Below are 20409 nucleotides of genomic sequence, written 5' to 3' on the forward strand. Positions count from 1 at the left end.
AGAGGCTAAAGACGCGAAAGAAGCCTACAGTTTCTGTCAAAAAGTCGGCTTGCCGCCTTTGATTTCCGAGATCTCCAAAGAACGCATCCGCCGCGTCGGCAAGAAAATCCTCGAAGGCGAATGCCACTCTGACTGGAACCGCGATGTCGGCTTCCGGGTGCTTAAGGTGGACACGTCGAACATGAAGGACGTCTACTACCGCCCCGACGAACTGAAGCAGTCCGACCTGCTCGACATGGTCGACAATGTGAAAGACGGCCGTTCGGCCGAGGACCTGCTCTTTCAGGTGCTGGTCGACTGGGGCGTTGACCTGACGCTGCCGATCCGCCGCGAGACGGTGCAAGGCAAGACCGTGTTCTTCGTCGACGACAACGCCCTTGTCGCCTGCTTCGACCGTGGCGTGACCGAGGAGCTGGTGAAGGAGCTGGCGAAGCGCGAACCTCTGCGCGTCGTCTTCCGCGACAACGGCTTTGTCTCGGACGCGGTGAAGATCAACGTCGAACAGATCTTCCGTCAGCTCTCGCCCTCAACCGACGTCAAAGCAATCTGAGGCTGCACCCATGAAGCTGAAATTCAAGGTCCAGCCCTATCAGACTAATGCTGTCGAAGCGGTGGTCGATTGTTTCGCGGGTCAGCCGAAGGTCGATGGTCTGACCTATCGCATCGACCCTGGCCAGAAGGCACAGGCGACCGCTTTCGAGGAAGGGTTCAAAAATGCCGACTTCGCGCTGAGAGCCAGATCCGAAAGTTGTTGAGCAATACCAGCCTGTTGTGATTCACGCCGTCCTTGCGAAGAGATGGAGTGCCCCATGGCATGGACTGGTATTGCCCGGCGGGAGCATAGCCGGGAAGGATTGAGATATCCAACCGATATGACGGATCGGGAATGGGCGTTGGTTTCGCCTTTTATTCCTCCAGCCAAATCCGGCGGTCGCCGCCGAACGACCGACATGCGGGAATTGTTGAATGCGCTGCTCTATCTTGCCGGGGGCGGGTGTGCGTGGCGCATGCTGCCCAAATGCTTCCCGCCGGTCTCGACGGTGCGGCGCTATTTCTACGCCTGGCGCAATGCTGGATTGTTCGAGGCGATCAACACGGTTCTGGTGATGAACCTGCGTGAGATCGAGGGACGCGACGCCTCGCCCAGCGCTGGGGTGATTGACAGCCAGAGTGTGAAGACCACAGAATCCGGCGGCCCCACGGGCTATGATGCAGGCAAGAAGATCAAGGGAAGGAAGCGCCATATCCTCACTGACACTTGCGGCTTTCTGATCTTCATCCTGGTCCATGCCGCAGACATCCAGGACCGGGACGGTGCCGTCGATGTCCTCAAAGCAGTGCGCCAACGCTTTCCTTGGCTACGACACGTCTTCGCAGACGGCGGCTATGCAGGGGACAAACTCAGAGACGCACTGGCCTCGATGGGAAAGTGGACTGTCGAAATCATCAAGCGGTCCGACGCTGCCAAGGGCTTCCATGTCCTACCCCGCCGGTGGGTGGTCGAGCGCACTTTCGCATGGCTCGGCAGATGTCGTCGCCTCGCCAAAGACTGGGAGGCATCCATCGCCTCATCAACTGCTTGGACCCTCATTGCCTCCATACGCATGGTCACTCGACGAACCGCAAGGTATTGCTATGCTTGATAAACTTCTGAATCGGACACTGAGCGAAGCCCAAATCCTCGAGAACATCCAGGCTGTTCAATGCCGTCAGAACCTGCCCGTTGCTCAGCGACTGGACGAGTTCATGGTGCTCGACCGGAACAACCAGCGCGTGGCCGCGCCAGCGACCTATCGACGCGATGCTCTGGCCGCGACCCGCATTCACCTCGACGTCGAGATGGAAACCGGCACCGGGAAAACCTATTGCTACATCAAGACGATTTTCGAGATGAACAAGCGCTACGGCTGGTCGAAGTTCATCATCATGGTGCCGTCGATCGCCATCCGCGAAGGCGTTTATAAGTCCCTGCAGATTACCGCCGATCACTTCACGGAAAGCTACGGCAAGAAGGCGCGGTTCTTCATCTATAACTCCAAACGCCTGCACGAGCTGGAAAGTTTCTCCTCCGACGCCGGTATCAACGTCATGGTGATCAACATCCAGGCGTTCGCCGCACGCGGGGCTGACAACCGGCGCATCTATGAAGAGCTGGACGACTTCCAGTCACGCAAACCCATCGACGTCATCGCGTCCAACCGGCCGATCCTGATCCTGGACGAACCACAGAAGATGGAAGGTGCGGCGACGATGGAGGCGTTGCCGAAGTTCAAGCCGCTGATGATCCTGCGCTATTCCGCTACGCACAAGACCCAACACAACCGCATTCACCGGCTGGACGCACTGGACGCCTACAACCAGAAGCTGGTGAAGAAGATCGCCGTGCGCGGCATCCAGACTCGCGGGCTCGCCGGGACCAATGCCTACCTTTATCTCGAAGGCATCGACATCTCGACGAAGGCCCCGGTAGCCCGGATCGAGCTCGAGGTGAAGCTGAAGTCCGGCGAGATCAAGCGCCAGATTCGGCGGCTGGAATTCCGCGATGACCTGTTCGTTGAGTCCGGCGATCTGGATCAGTATCGCGGCTTCACGATCAGCCAGATTGATTACAACACCGACACGGTCGAGTTCACAAACGGCATCGTGCTGCATGCAGGCGAAGCCAACGGTGATGTGTCTGAGCGCGATATCCGCCGCATCCAGATCCGCGAGACGATCAAGGCCCACCTCGACAAGGAAAAGCAGCTGTTCGCGCAGGGGGTCAAGGTCCTGTCGCTGTTCTTCATCGATGAGGTGGTGAAGTATCGTGACTACAGCCAGCCGGACGAGCAAGGCGAATACGCTCGAATCTTCGAGGAAGAATATCAGCTTCTCAAGGATGAGTACCTGTCCGAGCTGGCGATCGATAACGAGGCGTTCCGGAAATACCTTACCGCGATCGACGGGGCCAAAACCCACAACGGCTATTTCTCGATCGACAAGAAAACCAATCGCCTCAAGGATCCGGCGGTAGGTGCCCGTGCGGTCGATTCCGACGACGTCGATGCCTATGACCTGATCCTGAAGGACAAGGAACGTCTGCTGTCCTTCGCGGAACCAACTCGGTTCATTTTCTCCCACTCCGCGCTTCGCGAAGGATGGGATAATCCGAACGTCTTCGTCATGTGTATGCTGAAGCACAGCGACAACACCATTTCGCGCCGCCAGGAAGTGGGCCGTGGGCTGCGGTTGAGCGTCGACCAGCATGGCGACCGGATGGATCACCCCGCAGTGGTGCATGATATCAACGTGCTGACGGTGGTAGCCAGCGAAAGTTACAAAGTCTTCGTGGCGGGCCTGCAGAAGGAAATCGCGGAAACCCTGTCCTCACGTCCGCGTCAGGCCACCGAGCAGTATTTCACCGGCAAGACGATCACCACTGAGCAGGGGCCGGTCGAGGTGACCGGCGCGATCGCAAAGCAAATCTACCGCTATCTGGTGAAGAACGATTACACCGACGATACCGATCAGATTGCCGCCACCTACCACGAGGCCAAAGCCGCCGGGGCACTGGCGGAATTGCCCGAGGAGCTAAAGCCGTATGCCGATCAGGTGTTCCAGCTGATCGACAGTGTGTTCAGCGACGCGCAGCTGCCCAAGGTGGATGATGGCCGCAAGCCCAAGACCAATCCGCTCAATGCGAACTTTGAGAAGAAAGAGTTCCAGGAGTTGTGGGCGCGGATCAACCGCAAGGCGGTCTACCGGGTCGAATTTGACTCGGCGGAGCTGATCAGGAAATGCGTCAGCGCCCTTAACAGCCAGCTGCGCGTCACACCGCTGCAATACACCATCCAAGAGGGCTTCCAGAATGACGGCTTGCGGGATGACCAGCTCCGCGCTGGCGATGGCTTCACGATCACGAACACGACGACCGAACAGGGCGGTTCGATCCATTCGCTAGTTAAATATGACCTAGTCGGTAAGGTTGCCGAAGGTGCACAGCTGACGCGAGATACGACCGCAGTCATCTTGGGCCAGACCGAAGCTGCGGTATTCGGGCAGTTCAAAATGAACCCCGAACACTTCATTTCCGAAGCCTCGCGGATCATCGCCGAACAGAAGGCCGCCATGGTGATCGAGCGTCTGGCCTACGATGAGGTCGCTGAGCGATACGACGTCGACATCTTCACGGCCAACCAGACCGGTCAGGATTTCTCGCGCGCCTCGGCGAAGCTTAAGAACCATGTCTACGATTACGCGATCACGGATTCGGACGTGGAAAGGGAATTCGTCAAAGAACTGGACACGAGCAGCGAGGTCGTCGTCTACGCCAAGCTGCCACGCGGGTTCCTTATCCCCACTCCAGTCGGGGATTACAACCCTGACTGGGCGATATCGTTTAAGGCTGGCAGCGTCAGGCACATCTACTTCGTGGCTGAAACGAAGGGGACGATGTCCTCGATGAAGCTGCGCGAGATCGAAAAGACGAAGATCGAGTGCGCCCGGAAATTCTTCGATGAAATCAGCCAGCAGATCTCCAACGATCGCATAAAATATGACGTGGTCACGGATTACGGAAAGCTGATGGAAATCGTTGGCGTGAATTGACCTGTGAGGGGCTGGCGATCAGTTTCGTGCGCCAGTTCCACACTTACCCATCCCGCGGCGATACCGTTCTGAAGCCGGACTTTGCATTTAACATAATACTTATTATCGAACTATTTGACTGTAAGCGCCGGATAGAAATGACACCCCTCTGCTAGATAGAAATGACACCCTCGGGCGTCCTTAGCAGAGTCCGGTGGCATGGTCCTCCTGGCAGTTCGGGAGGACGCGCTTATGACGGTGGTGGCGATGAGCCATGGCGAGCTTTCGCGGTTTGACACATTGTCGCGCGTGGACCGCGGCGAACTTCGGGTTGAGGATGCGGCGACGTTGCTGGGCTTGAAGCGCCGGCAGATTTTCCGGTTGCTTGAACGTCTCCGAGTTGAAGGCGCTTCAGGCCTGGTGTCGCGCAAACGTGGTCGGCCGAGCAACCGACGTCACAGCAATGCCTTTCGCGAGCGGATCCTGTCACTGGTCCGCGAGCATTATGCGGATTTTGGACCGACCCTGGCGCGTGAGTATCTGGCGGAGCGCCACGATATCGCGGTGGGCTGTGAGACATTGCGGCAGATGATGATTGAGGCTGGTCTGTGGCAGGATCGCGCAGCTCGCCGGTCTCGCCCATATCAACCGCGCCACCGCAGGGAGTGTCGTGGCGAGCTGATCCAGATCGACGGCTCGGATCATGAATGGTTTGAGGATCGCGGACCGCGATGCACGCTGCTCGTCTACATAGACGACGCGACCAGCGAGTTGATGCACCTCAAGATGGTCGAGAGCGAAAGCACCTTTTCCTACATGGAAGCGACGCGCGAATATATCGAGCGGCACGGCAAGCCGGTGGCCTTTTATTCCGACAAGCACACGGTCTTCCGCAACGCTAAAGCGACCGCCAAGGGTGACGGCATGACGCATTTCGGGCGCGCGCTCGATGCGCTGAACATCGAGATCATTTGCGCCAACTCACCCCAAGCCAAGGGCCGGGTCGAGCGGGCGAACGGCACATTGCAGGACCGCCTGATCAAAGCGATGCGCCTGGAAGGTATCTCGTCGATCGAAGAAGCGAACGTCTTTCTGCCGAGCTACATGGTTGGGCACAATGCGCGCTTCGCTCGTCCGGCCGCAGACAGTCGTGATCTACACCGCCCTCTGGCACTGCGGGATGATCTGCACTCCGTCATGGTCTGGCGCGAACAGCGGACGGTCACGGCCGCGCTGACGCTGCACTATAACAAAGTGCTGTTCCTTCTGGAGCCGAACCCGATCAGTAAGGAACTGGTGCGCAAGCGCGTGGATGTCTGTGAATATCCTGACGGCACAGTCGAGATCCGCCACGAGGGGCGCTCCCTTCCCTATAGCCTGTTCGACAAGATGCCCCGGATCAATCAACCTGCCATCGTCGATAACAAGCATCTCGACGCGGCACTGGCGCTAGCAAAAGAGATCCAAGCGGTCGCGCCGCATCATCGGCAGCGGAACAACTATGCCCCTGCTCGCCGCGACCAGCCAATGCATCTGTTCCCGGAACCGGAGGTGCCGGTGAAGATCGATGGGCGTCGGTTGGGTGGGGCCAAGCTCAAGCGCGGCCCCCGGCTCAGCCAGGCGGAATTACGGGCGCGCGGCACGCTCGAGTTCGTGAAGGCGCGCTAAAGCGGCGCTGACCGAGCCCGCTGCCTGCGCAGCGGGTCCGTGCCCTTCCCCACCACTGTTACGCCATCAGCAGGGTCTGCGCTGCGCTATCCCGAGGGCTCCACGCAGCCCCTGCTGTGATCAAGAGGTGTCATTTCTATCGGGGCCAGATAGTGTCTTCTCTATCCGGTGCGAACATTGACTGTAAGCGGGTGGATTCTATTTCGAAGTGCGAAATCCTTGGTTTTATAGGGGTTTGATCCCCTTCAAGGAAGGCACGATATGGAAGGCTATCAGCATTTGGGTCTGGATGAGCGACGCGATATTTATCGACTGATCGGAACCGGACGCTCAGTGAAGCAAGTTGCGGATGCGCTGCGACGGCATCCTTCGACGATTTATCGAGAGATTAAGCGCAACCGGCATTTTGATGAAGAACTGCTGTTCCGAGGATATTTCCCGACTGCTGCGCAGACCATGGCCCGCAATCGTCGCGTGCGCGGAGGCAAGATTGCTCGCAAGCCGGAACTCGCCGCCTACATTGCTGATCGCTTGTTGGCGGCCTGGTCGCCAGAACAGATTGCAGGTTATCTTCGGCGTCATCGCGGTCACCGGGAGGCGGTGTGCCACGAAACCATCTACCAGTATGTCTACGGCGCTGAGGGACGGCACCATAAGCTTTGGCGCCATCTGCCAGTTGCCCGCCGTTCGCGCCGGCAACGTTATGGCCGCAAACCGCGCGGTCTCCATATACCCGTGGCCAACACGATCGGCGCGCGGCCGCAGGAAATCGCGGATCGCAGCAACTTTGGACATTGGGAAGGTGATCTCCTGATCTTCCGGAGAGAATATGGCAAAGCCAATCTCACATCGCTGGTCGAACGCTGCAGCCGCTTCACCTTCCTGACGCGTAATCCGAGCCGCCATTCCGCCGGTGTCATGGCCGGCATCGATCGACATTTGCGCGATATGCCTCCTCCCCTCCGGCGCAGCATCACCTTCGATCGAGGCACGGAATTTGCTGCCTTTGCGACCCTGCGAAACAGGCTCGGCATCACCAGCTATTTCTGTCTTCCCTCAGCGCCCTGGCAGAAAGGCGGCGTGGAAAATTGCAATGGGCGAATACGGCGCTTCCTACCCTCCGACACCGACCTTGCACTGCTCTCAGACAACGAAATCCAGGCTGTTGCCGATCGCCTCAACAGCACACCCCGCAAGTGCCTGGGCTATCGCACCCCGCATGAGGTTTTGGGGGAGCAAATCGCCCTCCTCAAAGCCGGATAAATTTGGCCATCCGGGGTGGGGCTCGCCCCACCCCGGATGAAATGCTACGCATCACCTTAGGTGTCGCACTTCAAATCGAAACCGCCGCGCCGGATAGAAATGACACCCCTCTGCTAGATAGAAATGACACCCTCGGGCGTCCTTAGCAGAGCTTGGTGGCATGATCCTCCTGGCAGTTCGGGAGGACGCGCTTATGACGGTGGTGGCGATGAGCCATGGCGAGCTTTCGCGGTTTGACACATTGATGCGCGTAGAGCGCGGCGCGCTTCGGGTTAAGGATGCGGCAACGCTGCTGGGCTTGAAGCGCCGGCAGATTTTCCGGTTGCTCGAGCGTCTGCGCGCCGAAGGCGCTTCAGGCCTGGTGTCGCGCAAGCGTGGTCGGCCGAGCAACCGGCGTCACAGCGATGCCTTTCGCGAGCAGATCCTGTCACTGGTCCGCGAGCATTATCGGGATTTCGGACCGACCCTGGCGCGTGAGTATCTGGCGGAGCGCCACGATATCGCGGTGGGCTGTGAGACATTGCGGCAGATGATGATTGAGGCTGGTCTGTGGCAGGATCGCGCAGCTCGCCGGTCTCGCCCACGCGCCACCGCAGGGAGTGTCGTGGCGAGCTGATCCAGATCGACGGCTCGGATCATGAATGGTTTGAGGATCGCGGACCGCGATGCACGCTGCTCGTCTACATAGACGACGCGACCAGCGAGTTGATGCACCTCAAGATGGTCGAGAGCGAAAGCACCTTCTCCTACATGGAAGCGACGCGCGAATATATCGAGCGGCACGGCAAGCCGGTGGCCTTTTATTCCGACAAGCACACGGTCTTCCGCAACGCTAAAGCGACCGCCAAGGGTGACGGCATGACGCATTTCGGGCGCGCGCTCGATGCGCTGAACATCGAGATCATTTGCGCCAACTCACCCCAAGCCAAGGGCCGGGTCGAGCGGGCGAACGGCACATTGCAGGACCGCCTGATCAAAGCGATGCGCCTGGAAGGTATCTCGTCGATCGAAGAAGCGAACGTCTTTCTGCCGAGCTACATGGTTGGGCACAATGCGCGCTTCGCTCGTCCGGCCGCAGACAGTCGTGATCTACACCGCCCTCTGGCACTGCGGGATGATCTGCACTCCGTCATGGTCTGGCGCGAACAGCGGACGGTCACGGCCGCGCTGACGCTGCACTATAACAAAGTGCTGTTCCTTCTGGAGCCGAATCCGATCAGCAAGGAACTGGTGCGCAAGCGCGTGGATGTCTGTGAATATCCTGACGGCACAGTCGAGATCCGCCACGAGGGGCGCTCCCTTCCCTATAGCCTGTTCGACAAGATGCCCCGGATCAATCAACCGGCCATCGTCGATAACAAGCATCTCGACGCGGCACTGGCGCTAGCAAAAGAGATCCAAGCGATCGCGCCGCATCATCGGCAGCGGAACAACTATGCCCCTGCTCGCCGCGACCAGCCAATGCATCTGTTCCCGGAACCGGAGGTGCCGGTGAAGATCGATGGGCGTCGGTTGGGTGGGGCCAAGCTCAAGCGCGGCCCCCGGCTCAGCCAGGCGGAATTACGGGCGCGCGGCACGCTCGAGTTCGTGAAGGCGCGCTAAAGCGGTTCTGACCGAGCCCGCTGCTGCGCAGCGGGTCCGTGCCCTTCCCCACCACTGTTACGCCATCAGCAGGGTCTGCGCTGCGCTATCCCGAGGGCTCCACGCAGCCCCTGCTGTGATCAAGAGGTGTCATTTCTATCGGGGCCAGATAGTGTCTTCTCTATCCGGCGCGAACATACTGTTTGATATCAATATCTTAATAAGCCAGCGACTGTGCCTTCAGTGCCAACCGAGCAGCACGGTCGAGGACAATTGACGGGAGTTCACCGAGGCAGGCGCTGTCATCTAACCCTCGCACGGTGACGCCACCTGAAATGACTTCTTGGACCCGGGCTGCGAGCGCCGCCACGCGGCGGCGAAGAAACGGTAGAGCCAATCCCGTATCGCCAGCAAAGCGCTCAAAGCTTCCGGCATCTATTTCCTCCAGCGTAGCGGCACGGCCGAAACGCATGGCGAGCTTCGCTGACAGCTCTGGCCACATGTGGGTTGCAACCAGATCGTACAGCGGTGCGAGCACGACCTCGCCCTTGCTCTGGCGAAGGAGGCTGTAATTCTTCGCATGGGCGTCAGCGTTGCCGATGATCGCATTGAAGATTGCCGCGTCGGCGAGCTTCAGCACCTCGCGTGCCGGCCGGGTGGTCGCCTGGCGCACCAACGCGAAGCAATCGCGGAAGGTTGGCCCGCCTTCGCTGGCATATTTGCGGTTGGACGGTACGCCCTGCGCCTGCGCAAAATCCTCCTGATGCAACCGGATCGTATGGCCCTCGCGATCCAGACGATCGTAGCGAGTGACCAGCAAATAGGGTTTATCAGCGACCTCTCGCCACTCTGCCATGGCAGCATCGAGACCCACTGCGCGCGCCAGTGCCAGGCAGAAGGCTTCATTGGCGGCAAGGCCGGGAAAGCGATCGGGCTCCGGCTTGATGAGGTGCGTAGATGGCTCACCTACGCGCGGCACGGCTACCCGCCCCTCGGCAAGCACGACGGGGAGCTTGCCCTGGGCGCCAGCCAAGCTGAGTCGTGCGCCCCCTTCCCCGGCCAGCATCGGTACGCGCGGCAGGCGACCGATCAAAACCGCGAGCTCAGCATCATCCAGCGCAGGGGGCGGCTCACCTTCAGGGGGCAGCGGCGGTTTCTCCCCTTCGGGCAGAAAGGCGAGCGCGCCTGCAACATCACCGCCGAGCGCAGCCAACAATCGAAAGGGGTTGTCAGGCGATACACCGAGCGCCCGCGCGATGGCTGTTCGCTGCCCCTCTTCGGGCAGGAGTCCACCAAAGACGGCCTTACATAACGCATCGCCGAATGGCTCTGCTTGCTTGGGAAGCGCGTGCGAAAGCGGGCCTGCCGCTGGATCGGCCAGCCAATCGTCGGCATAGATGAAATGCATCGCGCCGCCCCGGTCGATGGAAAGTTCACCGGCGATCCGCTGATCCGACCAAACGACAAGCCGCTCAAGAATGTCGGCGGTCATGTTGGCTGTCCCGCGATCACGATCCCGTCGGGACGACGGATCTGAAGCTCGCAGCCTAAAGCCGCAAGAACCGTAATAACCTTGCCAATCTGTGCCGTTGCCTTGCCGCGCTCAAGTTCAACGATGAAGCGCAAGCCCACTCCGCTGGCAGCCGCCAATTCGTCCTGGCGCAGCCCCATTTCCTTTCGCTCGTCTCGAACAATCTGGCCGATCATCGTCATATCGAGCATATGCCCTCGCTTTCCCGAACGGGAAATATTCGGCTGGCCACAAGAATTCAAGTCCGAAGTTTCCCGATCGGGGTATTTAAGGCACGATCATACGCTAAGTCTTCGAACTTTCCCTATCGGGAAATTTAACCGCGCACTGCCTGGACCTTCAGGACAATGTCGCCCATCCAGCCCGGCATGGCCGGACGGCCCGCGACGAGCACGCGCGTATCGGCATCGTCAAGCCGCGCGGCGATGCGCCCGATCGCATCCGCGTCTATATTGCCCTTCCCCAGATGCGCGAGCACCTGAACGATCGCATTCACAGACTCCGGCGCGTCAAGCACGGGCGCGCGGCTGTGCTTCAAGGCGACGGTGCGGCCACCCGCCCTGACGGTGCGCGTACGGCCGCTGGTGGCGTAGCTTACCCGGGCGGGCACCTGCGTCGAGAGACCAAGGCTATTGGCCGCCGCCGCTCCCGACAGCGCGAGCGCATCGCCGCTCTGCGCGGAGAGCGCCTGGGCCACCTGCCCGGGATCCGGGCTCAGGGCACCAAGCGTGTTATGCTGGCGGGGATAGTCGTAGAGACCGCGACCGATCCGGCGGATGTCGCCGGCATGCGCGAGACGCGACAGCGCCATGTCGACCGAGCCGCGTGTACCGAAGTCGACGAACTGCTTGGGCGTAAACACCCAGCCACGGCCCTTGCCGCGCACACGCTTCATAATCCGATCAGCCACCGCAGGCATGTCGATGCTCCTATCTGTTAGGTAATAACATGGTTTTTTCTAACAAGATTTGGCCGCAAAAAGCGCTAATTCCCTCGACTTTCCAAGATATTATAGCACTTGGTGTTGGGAGCATCCCTTCGCAAGATAAACCGCCCCATGCGAATCAACGCTCCCGCCCACGCTCCGGCGCTGGCCGCTCGGGACCAGCTCCACCCTCCAGCTCGCGCGTCGGCTGTGTCGCTTGCCGCCCCTGCATCATCTCGCGGGCCAGGGCGAGACGTCGGGAGACCGCCGGCGGCATAGCCGCCAAGAAACCCGCAATTTCGTCGGAAAGCGCCTGGTCGTCGGCCTCGCCGGTACGTGCAAGCGCCACCGCCGCCTCGGCATAAGCACCGCGTATCTGCTTCTGGCGAACCAGCGCCATCACGTCTTGCGGCCGCCGTTCCTCATCGCGCGCGTGCGCAAAGGCCCGGGCGCGCAGCACGTTGAGTTCATCCATATTGAGCCGGCGCCCCTCCTGACCGATCCGAGCATCGAGATGCAGCGCTGCAGAGCGCACACGCTTTTGAACGTGACCGCGCGCCCGCCTGGGCGTCGCCTCAGCCGCGATGCCGCGCGCCCGTAGCTCATGCGCGAATGTCTCTCGCATATGATGGAGGTCGGCCTTGCGCGGATTGAACCGCGTGCCGTCCGCACCTTCTGTGGCCACCGTCAGATGGACATGCGGATGATCGGTATCTGTGTGGAGCGCCAGCATATAGGCGTGATTGTCCTCGAACAGGATCCGGGCGAACGCCTGGACGGCGTCCTGCAGCGTCTCGGGATCGGTCGAACCGCCGGGCATGGAGAGGACCAGCGACAGCGAGGTCGGCCGATCGCGGCCATGCTCGTTCATCGCCTCGTCGAGCATAGCCCAGTCCTGCGCGATCTCCTTCAGGCGCTTGGGATCATCAATGATCTCGCCTTCGCTTGAGCGTACCGCAAGCTTCCCGTGCCGCGCAACATAGCCGAAATGCTCGGATAGATGATGCGCGCCATATTGCTTTCCCGAGACCTTGACCATGACCTCCGGGGCCTTGCGCACGATCCGCTCGAGCTTGGCCCGAGCCTCGGCCTGGCTCAGCGGCACGGGCCGCCCCGGCCCTCCCCGGCCCGATCCGCCTCGCCCGACGCGGACATAAGCCCCCCGCAGTATCCGTTTCCCGCCGGTGGGCGGCCGCCATGCCTCCATGAGGCTGGGCAGCGGCAGGATGCCCTCCTCCTCAAGCATCGAGGCTGTCCCAATAGGCAAGATCGCCCTTGAGCGCGGCGCCGAGACCGGCAAGCGCCGTCCCGATTTCCGCCCGGAAGCTTGCCACCCGCGCCGCCTCGCGGGCAACATCGAGCCCGGATTCCACCATCACCGAGGCATTGAGCGCCCGCGTCGCCTGATTGAGATTGATGCCGATCCGGTTGAGCTCGCGCCACGCCTGAGCCACTGCCGCCCGCTCTTCAAGCGGCAGCGATGCCGCCGAATGCAGCCAGCGGCGCACCAGCCTTGTCACCCAGTCTGTGCGCTTCATACCCAAAGCATCAGCCTCGGCATCCAGCGCGGCAATTTCTGCATCGCTCAGCCGGATCTCAAACCGCCGTGTTGCTCGCTCCCGCCGGCGGACTGGCCCCGACCGCTCGCCCTCCTCCGCGTCCACTGCATTCATGACGAGGCGCCGCAGCAAAACCGAGCGGCCACCGGCGCTCTCCGCCACAGCATCGAAGCGCTGAGCGACTGCATCGTCGAGACGAAAGGTGAAGACGGACATGCATCAAAGGCTATTGTCATACATCCCCGGCGTCACGCCTATCCGGCCCTCACCTTCACTCAACTCATCTGATAGTCTGCTTGAGCAGACTTCGACCATATTTGGCAAAATGCGCCTATCATTTACGCCTGATCCACGAGGGCGGCGCCGACGGCGCCGCCCCGGCTCGTATCTACGGAAAAGGCCGCACCCCAAAAGGGGCACGGCCGACATACACACGAACAGGAAATGCGAACGCGGAGGAAGAGGGTCAGAGCATCGCGGCGTCGGGGCGTCCCTCAGACACGGCGCAAAGTCGTTCGGTCGCCACCTCCTGCCGAGAACCATCGCCAAAGATCACGACGACACGCGGGCCAAGAACAAGACGCGCGGGACGGCCATCAACTTCAACGGGAAGGCTGGCCTCTGGCGTTTGCGCCCCTGGTCGCGCGACTGGCTCAGTCCCTGCCTGCGGTTCGGGACGGACGGCGGGCACCGGCGCGGCCTGCACCTGTGCTGCCTCGATACTGGGAGCGTCCGTCTTTCCCTTCAGTCCGGCAATGAATCGTGCGCCTTCCGCCAATGTCGCGCCGCTCTCATCCCAGGCGCCCACATAGGCCTCGACTTCCGCAGGATAATCCCTGGCTGTGCGATGCAGGTCGTAGAGCAGCCGGATCGACGCGCGCGGCAGCACTTCCCGGAGATAGGCAGGCATGTCCCCATAGGCTGCATAGAGCGAGACAAACTGCTTTGAGCGGCCCAGCGCAGCGGCGATCTCGACCTGGCTCATGCCGCCCTTGAGCATACGGGCAATCGCATGAGCGAGCTCGACCGAAGACAGGTTCGCACGCTGATCGTTCTCAACGATCTGATCGGCGAGCAGATGGGTTCCCTCCCCCTCGGCCACGATGATCGCCGGGATCGTCACCCGGCCCGCGAGTTGGGAGGCACGAAAGCGCCTCTCGCCCAAACGGATGCGATGCAAGCCGGCGGCGTCGGCGGGCGCAACCGTGATCGGCTGCAAGAGCCCGCGGGCCGCTATGGAGGCCGCAAGCTCGGCCAGGGCGTCATCGTCGAAACTGCGCCGGGGATTGCCGGGGTCGGGGATGACTCGATCCAGAGGGATTTCCTCGATCCGGCGCGCTGTTTCATGCGCGCCGACGAGCAGGCCGAACTCCTCGATGCGTTCGTCGAACTTACCCATCAGATGGCGGCCGCTGGCGCTGAACCGAGCCGCCGTTCGATCTCGGCGAGGATCGGCCGAATTTCCTCGGCCGCCGCCTTGGCGCCGCCACCACCCTCCATCCAGACCGGCCGATGATTTTCCGCGGCATGCTTGTAGGTCGGTCGCGCCTTGATAAAGGCCGGGAACATCAGCCGCTCGCCCACCGCGTGCGCGAGCTTGACGGCATTGTCTATTTCGCGCCGGTCGAACGGGTTGACCATCGATGGCAGCAATCCGAGGAAATCGATCTTGCGCCCTGCCCTCGCCGCCTCGGCCTTGCGCAGCGCGGTCAGCAGCATCTTGGCGCACTCGACCGAATCTTCGGCGACCTGGACGGGCGCGATCACTGCGTCGGCGACCGCGAGAGCGCTCAGGGTCAGCTCATCCCATTTGGGACCGGTATCGATCACGCACAGGTCGAAATGGGGCGCGAGCGCAGGAAAGCGGCCGAGAAAGTCGCGCACATCCTGCGCCGCCTTGATCATTTGCAAACGCTGATCGGCGGCGAGCAAAGTGAGACCGACCCGACCGTCGGCGGCAAGCGCCGCCGACGGATCGAAGAGATCGGCCGCGAAGCCACCCGGCCGCTCGCGGGCTAGACGGCGCGACGAACTGCCTTGCGGGTCTAGGTCGACGAACACGACCCGGCGCCCTGCCGCTTCGGCCAGATACCAGGCGAGATGCGTGGCGAGAAAGGTCTTGCCTACCCCGCCCTTGAGAAGGCTCACGGCGATCGTTCTCATCGGTGCGGCCAGCTCAGCAATAGTCGTCCGGACCGTCGCGCAGATTGCGCTCATAATGGTCGCGCGATAACCAGTCGCCGCCGCCGCCGATGCCGGGACCGACATAGCGGAACAGGTAGACGGTGAGCGCGAAACAGCCGAACGCAAAGAGGATCGCGTGATCGGGATGCGCGGCGAAATAGGCGGACATGGCGTTAACTCCTCAAATGGTCTGATCCCGCGCCGGTTCACAGCTTTGCATCGGCCGCACGGGGGCGATGCTCCGGTGCACCCTCCCCTCCCCGAGCGCACTTGGTGCGTGGACATCCTTTGCGCGCAGTCTGCTCAAGCAGACTTTTCACGGCCATCCCCCCGGTCGGGGGGAGGCCGTGCCGATCAGTATTCCTCGGCGAGTAGGATCGTCAGAACCCGAGTGGTGACGTCGGGATTGGCTGGATCGGGTGAGCCCCAGGCAAGCTCGAGATCACGTCACGAGCCGCGCGCTCCATTGACCCCGACAGAGTTTGTCACCCCATTGAGCTATAATTTGCCTATCTAGAAAGATGAAAGATCGACAGAACTAAAATCTGCTCGAACTTCAGTTTCATGCGGAGGAAAGCGACACGGAATGACAAGACCAATCGAACGCTATCTGAGCGAACTGACGCAAAAAGCTCAAGCCGCCGGTCTGGACATGGCGAAGCCCGGTTCAAACTGGGCGCCAATGCGACCCCTGATTCGCGGTACACATATCAGCACCAGCGTCACCAAGGATAAGGTCCAGGTGAATCTCAATAATGATCGCGACGAAGATCGGCAGCGCTACAACGCGCTCGTCGTTGATCGCGCCACAATCGATACGGCCATCGGCATGGGTTTGAAATGGGAGAAGGAAGGCAGCGTCAAAAAGACCGTTATCCGCGCGACGCGTGACGGAGGATATGACGTTTCCGACTGGGACGAGCAGCATGAATGGGCCATCACGATGATGAAGGCCTTCATCGATCAATTCGGTCCGCGCCTTGCGCGCTTCGGCTGACTGACTTTATGCAGGACCATGCGTTCAAGGCTGCGCTCAGTGCCGAGGGACAAGCTACCTCCAGCATCTCCACCCGGCTCTCCGATGCGCGTCGTATAGAAAAGCATTTCGGTGATCTTGATGCCGCCTTTGCCCGAGATGGCTGCGCCGCGATCATGCAGGCGCTGACCTATACGACTTCGGACCAAGCGGCAGGTAGGGCCAATCCTTCGGGCATGCCCATTGAGGGAAATCTCTATGATTCCCTGAGCAGCTACAGATCGGCTTTATCGGCCTATATTCGTTTTTTGAACGCATCACAGACTAATGTCGATGAATCCCAGGCTGACCGCATCCGCCAGTTTGTTGCGAGACATTATGCCGATAGCGCGCGCCAGGAGGGGCGCAAGCACTTCACGGTGATCTCAGGTCAGGTGCATCGTGACATGAATCTTCACAACGCCATGCCCGCTATCTGCAGCGCGCTTGGGTCCAAGAAATTCACTGCGATGATTGATGCCGAGCTTGCCGAGCGCGCAGGTCCCACCAATAGCTCGACGGTCAAATTTACCTTTGCCTTTCACCCAGACGGCAATTTTGACATCGCCGCAGCCGATCGAGAGCTACGCCGACGCTATGGCGATCCCATTCCCACGATCAAACCCGAAGGCAACCAGAAGATCATCAGCTTCGCCCTGCATGATGAAAGACAGATTGCTCTTGAACTAGAGGGGAAAAGCGTCCGCCTGTGGCTAGAGGACGATGCGGACGCACCGCCGCCGCCTTGCGAGAAATTCGACACCTATCTTCCGAGCCAAGGCCGTCAAACCAATCTTCCGAGCCGCTTGCGGCACAATCCGCCGGGCGACATGCAAGCGCGACGTGTCATCAAAGCAGTTATTCCCCAGCTATCGACGCTGACCGCCGTGCTGGACTGGTACGAGGCAATCCACGAGGATATTATGCAACTGACCCGCGAGGCCGTCATTGAGGCAATGGCTGAATGCGATGCGCTAGGCGTTCAGCAGTTTCTCACCACGCATGATTTCAGAAATCCCAACAGCTATTGGGTGGAGGAAAAGGGCAGGCATTATCCTGCAAAGGCGATTGCCAATGTCGGGTTACGCGCGATCCTCGGGCCATCAACGAAAATCGTCGATGCAACCCGGTCGCGCGACATGCTTACGCGGCTTGGTTTTCTCGTGATCGACCGCAACGCCCAGGAAGATACAACACCGTCGGACGAGCCGTTGCTACCGGAAAAACAACTGCCGCAAACCACGAACCTGATCCTGTACGGCCCGCCCGGAACCGGCAAGACCTACGCCACGGCGTGGGAAGCCGTGCGGCTCTGTCTCGGAGACGCTGCGGCGGCGCAATTGCGCCACGACAGGGATCGCCTGATGGCCGAATATCGCCGCCTCGCTGGCGAAGGGCAGATCGAGTTCGTCACCTTCCACCAGTCCTTCTCTTATGAGGATTTCGTCGAAGGATTGAGGCCGACGACCCGAACCGAGCTGGAGGGTGACCAGGAGCAGGATGTTACCGCATCAGGCGGCTTCAGCCTCAAGCCGCATGCCGGTGTCTTCAAGCTCATCAGCGAAAGGGCGCGGCTCGACACGGGTGATGCGCCCACGCGCCGGCTCGACCGCTCGAGATCGATTTATAAGATCGCCCTCGGACAGCGCGGCAATCAAGAGGATCGCATTAAGGAAGGGCTCGACGGCGCGCTGATCCATCTGGGCTGGGGTGGCGATATCGACTGGTCCGACGAACGCTTCGACGATTTCGAAGAAATTCGGAAGGAGTGGAACGAGAAAAAGGATCCCGATGCCTCCGGCAAGGACCCCAATATCGAGATGACCTACGCTTTCCGATCGGGCCTTCAGATCGATGATTATGTGGTCATTTCTGATGGACGGGATAGCTATCGCGCCTTTGGGCAGGTGACCGGCGAATATCGGTTCGATCCCGATGCCAGTTTCCATCCCCACCGCCGCAGCGTCAAATGGATATGGCGCGATGACGAGGGCGCAGAGCGAAGCGCCTTCTACCCGCGGAACTTTCGGCGGCAGTCCGCCTATCGATTGGATCCGGACGAGATCGATTGGGATGCGCTGGAAACCGTCGTCATTGGCCCCAACGCGGAGCGCCCCGTCGCTGGCGCACGGCCACATGTGCTGGTCATCGACGAAATCAACCGGGCCAACATCTCGCGGGTGTTCGGCGAGCTGATTACGTTGCTCGAAGTGGACAAACGCTTGGGCTGCGAGAACGAAGTAAGGGTCCGGCTACCCTATTCCGGAACAAGCTTCGGCGTACCGTCGAACCTTCACATCATCGCCACCATGAACACCGCTGACCGTTCAATCGCGCTGCTCGACACCGCGCTGCGCCGCCGGTTCACGTTCCGCGAGTTGATGCCAGACACCGAAGCGCTTCGCGGAGCGCTGGCGGCAAAGCAAATCGACGCCAATAATGTCGACGGAATCGATCTGTGCAAACTGATGCGAACCATCAATGAACGGATCGAGTATCTTTTCGATCGAGAACACCAAATCGGTCACGCCTATTTCACAGGATGCCGCAGACGTGCGGACGTCGAGGACGTCATGCGCCACAAGGTCATCCCGCTTCTGGCCGAGTATTTCTATGAGGACTGGTCAAAGGTCGCTGCCGTACTCGGCGACAGCGACGGCGCGGCGGGTGCTCGGTTCATTGGGGCAAAAAGGCTTTCCACGCCGGCGAGCTTTGCTGAAGATGAATTTGGGGGCGACAAGCTGCGCTGGAGCGTGAAGGCAAGCTTCGATTTTTCGGAATTCGAAATCTGATGCCATCCTACATCGTTCGCGAGTGGGACAAACTCACTTATGGCGACGGCGCGGTCCAGATTCCCCCGCACCACGCTGATAAGCTGGCCAGCCTAGCCGCCCAATCGGCATTTGCCGGGCGGGGCGGAGGCGGCGTGCTCGACCACGGTCGACACGCCTTGCGCGCGCGGGGCGTGGTAGGAATTCTGGCGGCCCGCGATTGCAGCTTGGAGATTCTACCCAAGATAGACGTAGCGCCAGGCGAAACGATCGATCATCAAAATGCGGCGATCCGAAAACGCCTGATCCACATGCTGGCTGTCGCGCTCGATCTCAAAATCGACCTTGGTGCGGTGACTGATCTTGCCTGGCAGCGCGAAACGCTGCTTGAAATCCTGATCCGCATCTTCTGCGACAAGCTGACCGAAGCCCTGCGCAAGGGCACGCCGCGTCGCTATGTCGGGCATGAGGAAGATCTGCCGACACTGCGCGGCAGGCTCGACATTACCCGGCAGTTCACCCGCCATGCCGTCAACCCATCCCGCCTGGCCTGCCGCTTCGATCTTCTGTCGGAGGACATAGCGCTCAACCGCATCATGAAGGCGGCCATTTCGCACGTGTCCCGCATATCGCGTCGTCCGGCCAACCAACAGCGATTGCGCGAACTCGCCTTCGTCTACGCGGACATAACCGATGTACCGGTGTCGGGCCTACGATGGGATGAAGCGGTCATCGATCGCACCAATCGTCCTTGGCGAGACTTGTTCGGCATGGCCCGGCTTCTCCTCCAGAGCCGCTACCAAACAACGACCGGCGGCACCGGTCAGGGGACCGCCCTCCTCTTCGAAATGAACACCTTGTTTGAGGAGTATGTCGGGCGGCTGATAGCACGCGCGCTTGCCGGAACGGAGTTTACCGTATCTCTGCAGGGCGGGCGATTGTTCTGCCTCTCTGCCGAGGACAGCGGCCGCGGCCTGTTCCAGACCAAACCGGACATTCTGATCCGTCGTTCGGGCGTCGTGGTACATGTGATCGACACCAAATGGAAAAGGATCGCATCACGAATGGATGATCCCAAGCAGGGGGTCTCCCAAGCCGACATCTATCAGATGATGGCCTATGCGCAGCTTTATCATGCTCCGCGGCTAACGCTGCTATATCCGCACCATCCAGGCTTGGGCATGACAGAGGCGGTCCACGCCCAGCACCGCATCACCGGCCACACAACCCTTTTAGAGACAGCGACCGTCGATGTGTCGAGCAGCGTCGACATGCTTGCGCGCCTGCGCCGCCTGCTCCTGTGCGAAGATGCCGCCCTCAGCGCATCCTAAACGCTGACAGACAAT

Annotated in this window: 16 protein-coding genes and 3 pseudogenes; 10 read left to right on the forward strand and 9 right to left on the reverse strand. The window is 60.5% G+C overall.

The features are described from left to right. Window positions 1-61 precede the first annotated feature (61 nt). The 7 genes and pseudogenes from NUH86_RS24455 to NUH86_RS24485 form a co-directional block, all read left to right on the forward strand. Window positions 62-550, forward strand: a pseudogene (locus NUH86_RS24455) (site-specific DNA-methyltransferase); the annotation flags it as partial. Window positions 551-560: 10 nt separating this feature from the next. After that, the gene (locus NUH86_RS24460) at window positions 561-755 is read left to right on the forward strand and encodes a hypothetical protein (RefSeq protein ID WP_267253220.1); all 195 of its coding nucleotides are present in this window, start codon (window positions 561-563) and stop codon (window positions 753-755) included. A 54-nt stretch (window positions 756-809) separates the two neighbouring features. Beyond that, entirely contained in the window at window positions 810-1643 is an 834-nt protein-coding gene (locus NUH86_RS24465; RefSeq protein WP_267249579.1) for an IS5 family transposase, read from the forward strand. After that, entirely contained in the window at window positions 1576-4587 is a 3012-nt protein-coding gene (locus NUH86_RS24470) for a type III restriction-modification system endonuclease (RefSeq protein WP_416365409.1), read from the forward strand. Before NUH86_RS24465 ends, NUH86_RS24470 begins: the two co-directional genes overlap by 68 nt. A 231-nt stretch (window positions 4588-4818) precedes the next feature. Then, a complete protein-coding gene (locus tag NUH86_RS24475) occupies window positions 4819-6234 on the forward strand; it encodes an ISNCY family transposase (RefSeq protein WP_267253037.1) in 1416 nt (471 codons plus the stop codon). A 261-nt stretch (window positions 6235-6495) separates the two neighbouring features. After that, window positions 6496-7497, forward strand: coding sequence for an IS30 family transposase (locus NUH86_RS24480; protein ID WP_267253222.1), 1002 nt, complete (start codon window positions 6496-6498; stop codon window positions 7495-7497). A 193-nt stretch (window positions 7498-7690) separates the two neighbouring features. Then, a pseudogene (locus NUH86_RS24485) lies at window positions 7691-9099 on the forward strand (ISNCY family transposase). 196 nt (window positions 9100-9295) lie between these two features. Here NUH86_RS24485 and NUH86_RS24490 read toward each other — a convergent pair. The 9 genes and pseudogenes from NUH86_RS24490 to NUH86_RS24530 form a co-directional block, all read right to left on the reverse strand. Next, window positions 9296-10570: a type II toxin-antitoxin system HipA family toxin gene (locus tag NUH86_RS24490; protein ID WP_267253223.1), complete on the reverse strand. Its 1275-nt coding sequence runs from the start codon at window positions 10568-10570 to the stop codon at window positions 9296-9298. After that, window positions 10567-10800, reverse strand: coding sequence for a helix-turn-helix transcriptional regulator (locus NUH86_RS24495; protein ID WP_017503541.1), 234 nt, complete (start codon window positions 10798-10800; stop codon window positions 10567-10569). The genes NUH86_RS24490 and NUH86_RS24495 overlap by 4 nt, the downstream gene beginning before the upstream one ends. A 125-nt stretch (window positions 10801-10925) precedes the next feature. Then, complete coding sequence (locus NUH86_RS24500; RefSeq protein WP_267253224.1) at window positions 10926-11528, reverse strand: DUF6088 family protein; 603 nt, start codon at window positions 11526-11528, stop codon at window positions 10926-10928. Window positions 11529-11673: 145 nt separating this feature from the next. Then, window positions 11674-12780, reverse strand: a complete 1107-nt coding sequence (locus tag NUH86_RS24505) for a relaxase/mobilization nuclease domain-containing protein (RefSeq protein ID WP_267253225.1) — start codon at window positions 12778-12780, stop codon at window positions 11674-11676. Continuing rightward, window positions 12773-13309, reverse strand: a complete 537-nt coding sequence (locus NUH86_RS24510) for a plasmid mobilization protein (protein WP_267253226.1) — start codon at window positions 13307-13309, stop codon at window positions 12773-12775. The genes NUH86_RS24505 and NUH86_RS24510 overlap by 8 nt, the downstream gene beginning before the upstream one ends. A gap of 250 nt (window positions 13310-13559) precedes the next feature. Continuing rightward, window positions 13560-14492 (reverse strand): ParB/RepB/Spo0J family partition protein, encoded by a 933-nt coding sequence (locus NUH86_RS24515; RefSeq protein ID WP_267253227.1) that lies wholly within the window; start codon window positions 14490-14492, stop codon window positions 13560-13562. Next, window positions 14492-15256, reverse strand: coding sequence for a ParA family protein (locus NUH86_RS24520; protein ID WP_267253228.1), 765 nt, complete (start codon window positions 15254-15256; stop codon window positions 14492-14494). The genes NUH86_RS24515 and NUH86_RS24520 overlap by 1 nt, the downstream gene beginning before the upstream one ends. Window positions 15257-15269: 13 nt before the next feature. After that, window positions 15270-15446, reverse strand: a complete 177-nt coding sequence (locus NUH86_RS24525; RefSeq protein WP_267253229.1) for a hypothetical protein — start codon at window positions 15444-15446, stop codon at window positions 15270-15272. 185 nt (window positions 15447-15631) lie between these two features. Continuing rightward, window positions 15632-15721 (reverse strand): annotated as a pseudogene (locus NUH86_RS24530) (DUF3768 domain-containing protein); the annotation flags it as partial. A 208-nt stretch (window positions 15722-15929) separates the two neighbouring features. Between NUH86_RS24530 and NUH86_RS24535 the strand changes: the two are divergent. From NUH86_RS24535 to NUH86_RS24545, 3 genes are read left to right on the forward strand one after another with little or no spacing between them, the layout of a single operon-like run. Further along, complete coding sequence (locus tag NUH86_RS24535) at window positions 15930-16274, forward strand: DUF4268 domain-containing protein (protein ID WP_267253230.1); 345 nt, start codon at window positions 15930-15932, stop codon at window positions 16272-16274. 8 nt (window positions 16275-16282) lie between these two features. Further along, the gene (locus tag NUH86_RS24540) at window positions 16283-19084 is read left to right on the forward strand and encodes an AAA family ATPase (RefSeq protein WP_267253231.1); all 2802 of its coding nucleotides are present in this window, start codon (window positions 16283-16285) and stop codon (window positions 19082-19084) included. Beyond that, window positions 19084-20394, forward strand: a complete 1311-nt coding sequence (locus NUH86_RS24545) for an McrC family protein (protein ID WP_267253232.1) — start codon at window positions 19084-19086, stop codon at window positions 20392-20394. The genes NUH86_RS24540 and NUH86_RS24545 overlap by 1 nt, the downstream gene beginning before the upstream one ends. Window positions 20395-20409: the final 15 nt, after the last annotated feature.

The organism is Sphingobium sp. JS3065, from assembly GCF_026427355.1.
In the GTDB taxonomy this organism is placed as follows: domain Bacteria; phylum Pseudomonadota; class Alphaproteobacteria; order Sphingomonadales; family Sphingomonadaceae; genus Sphingobium.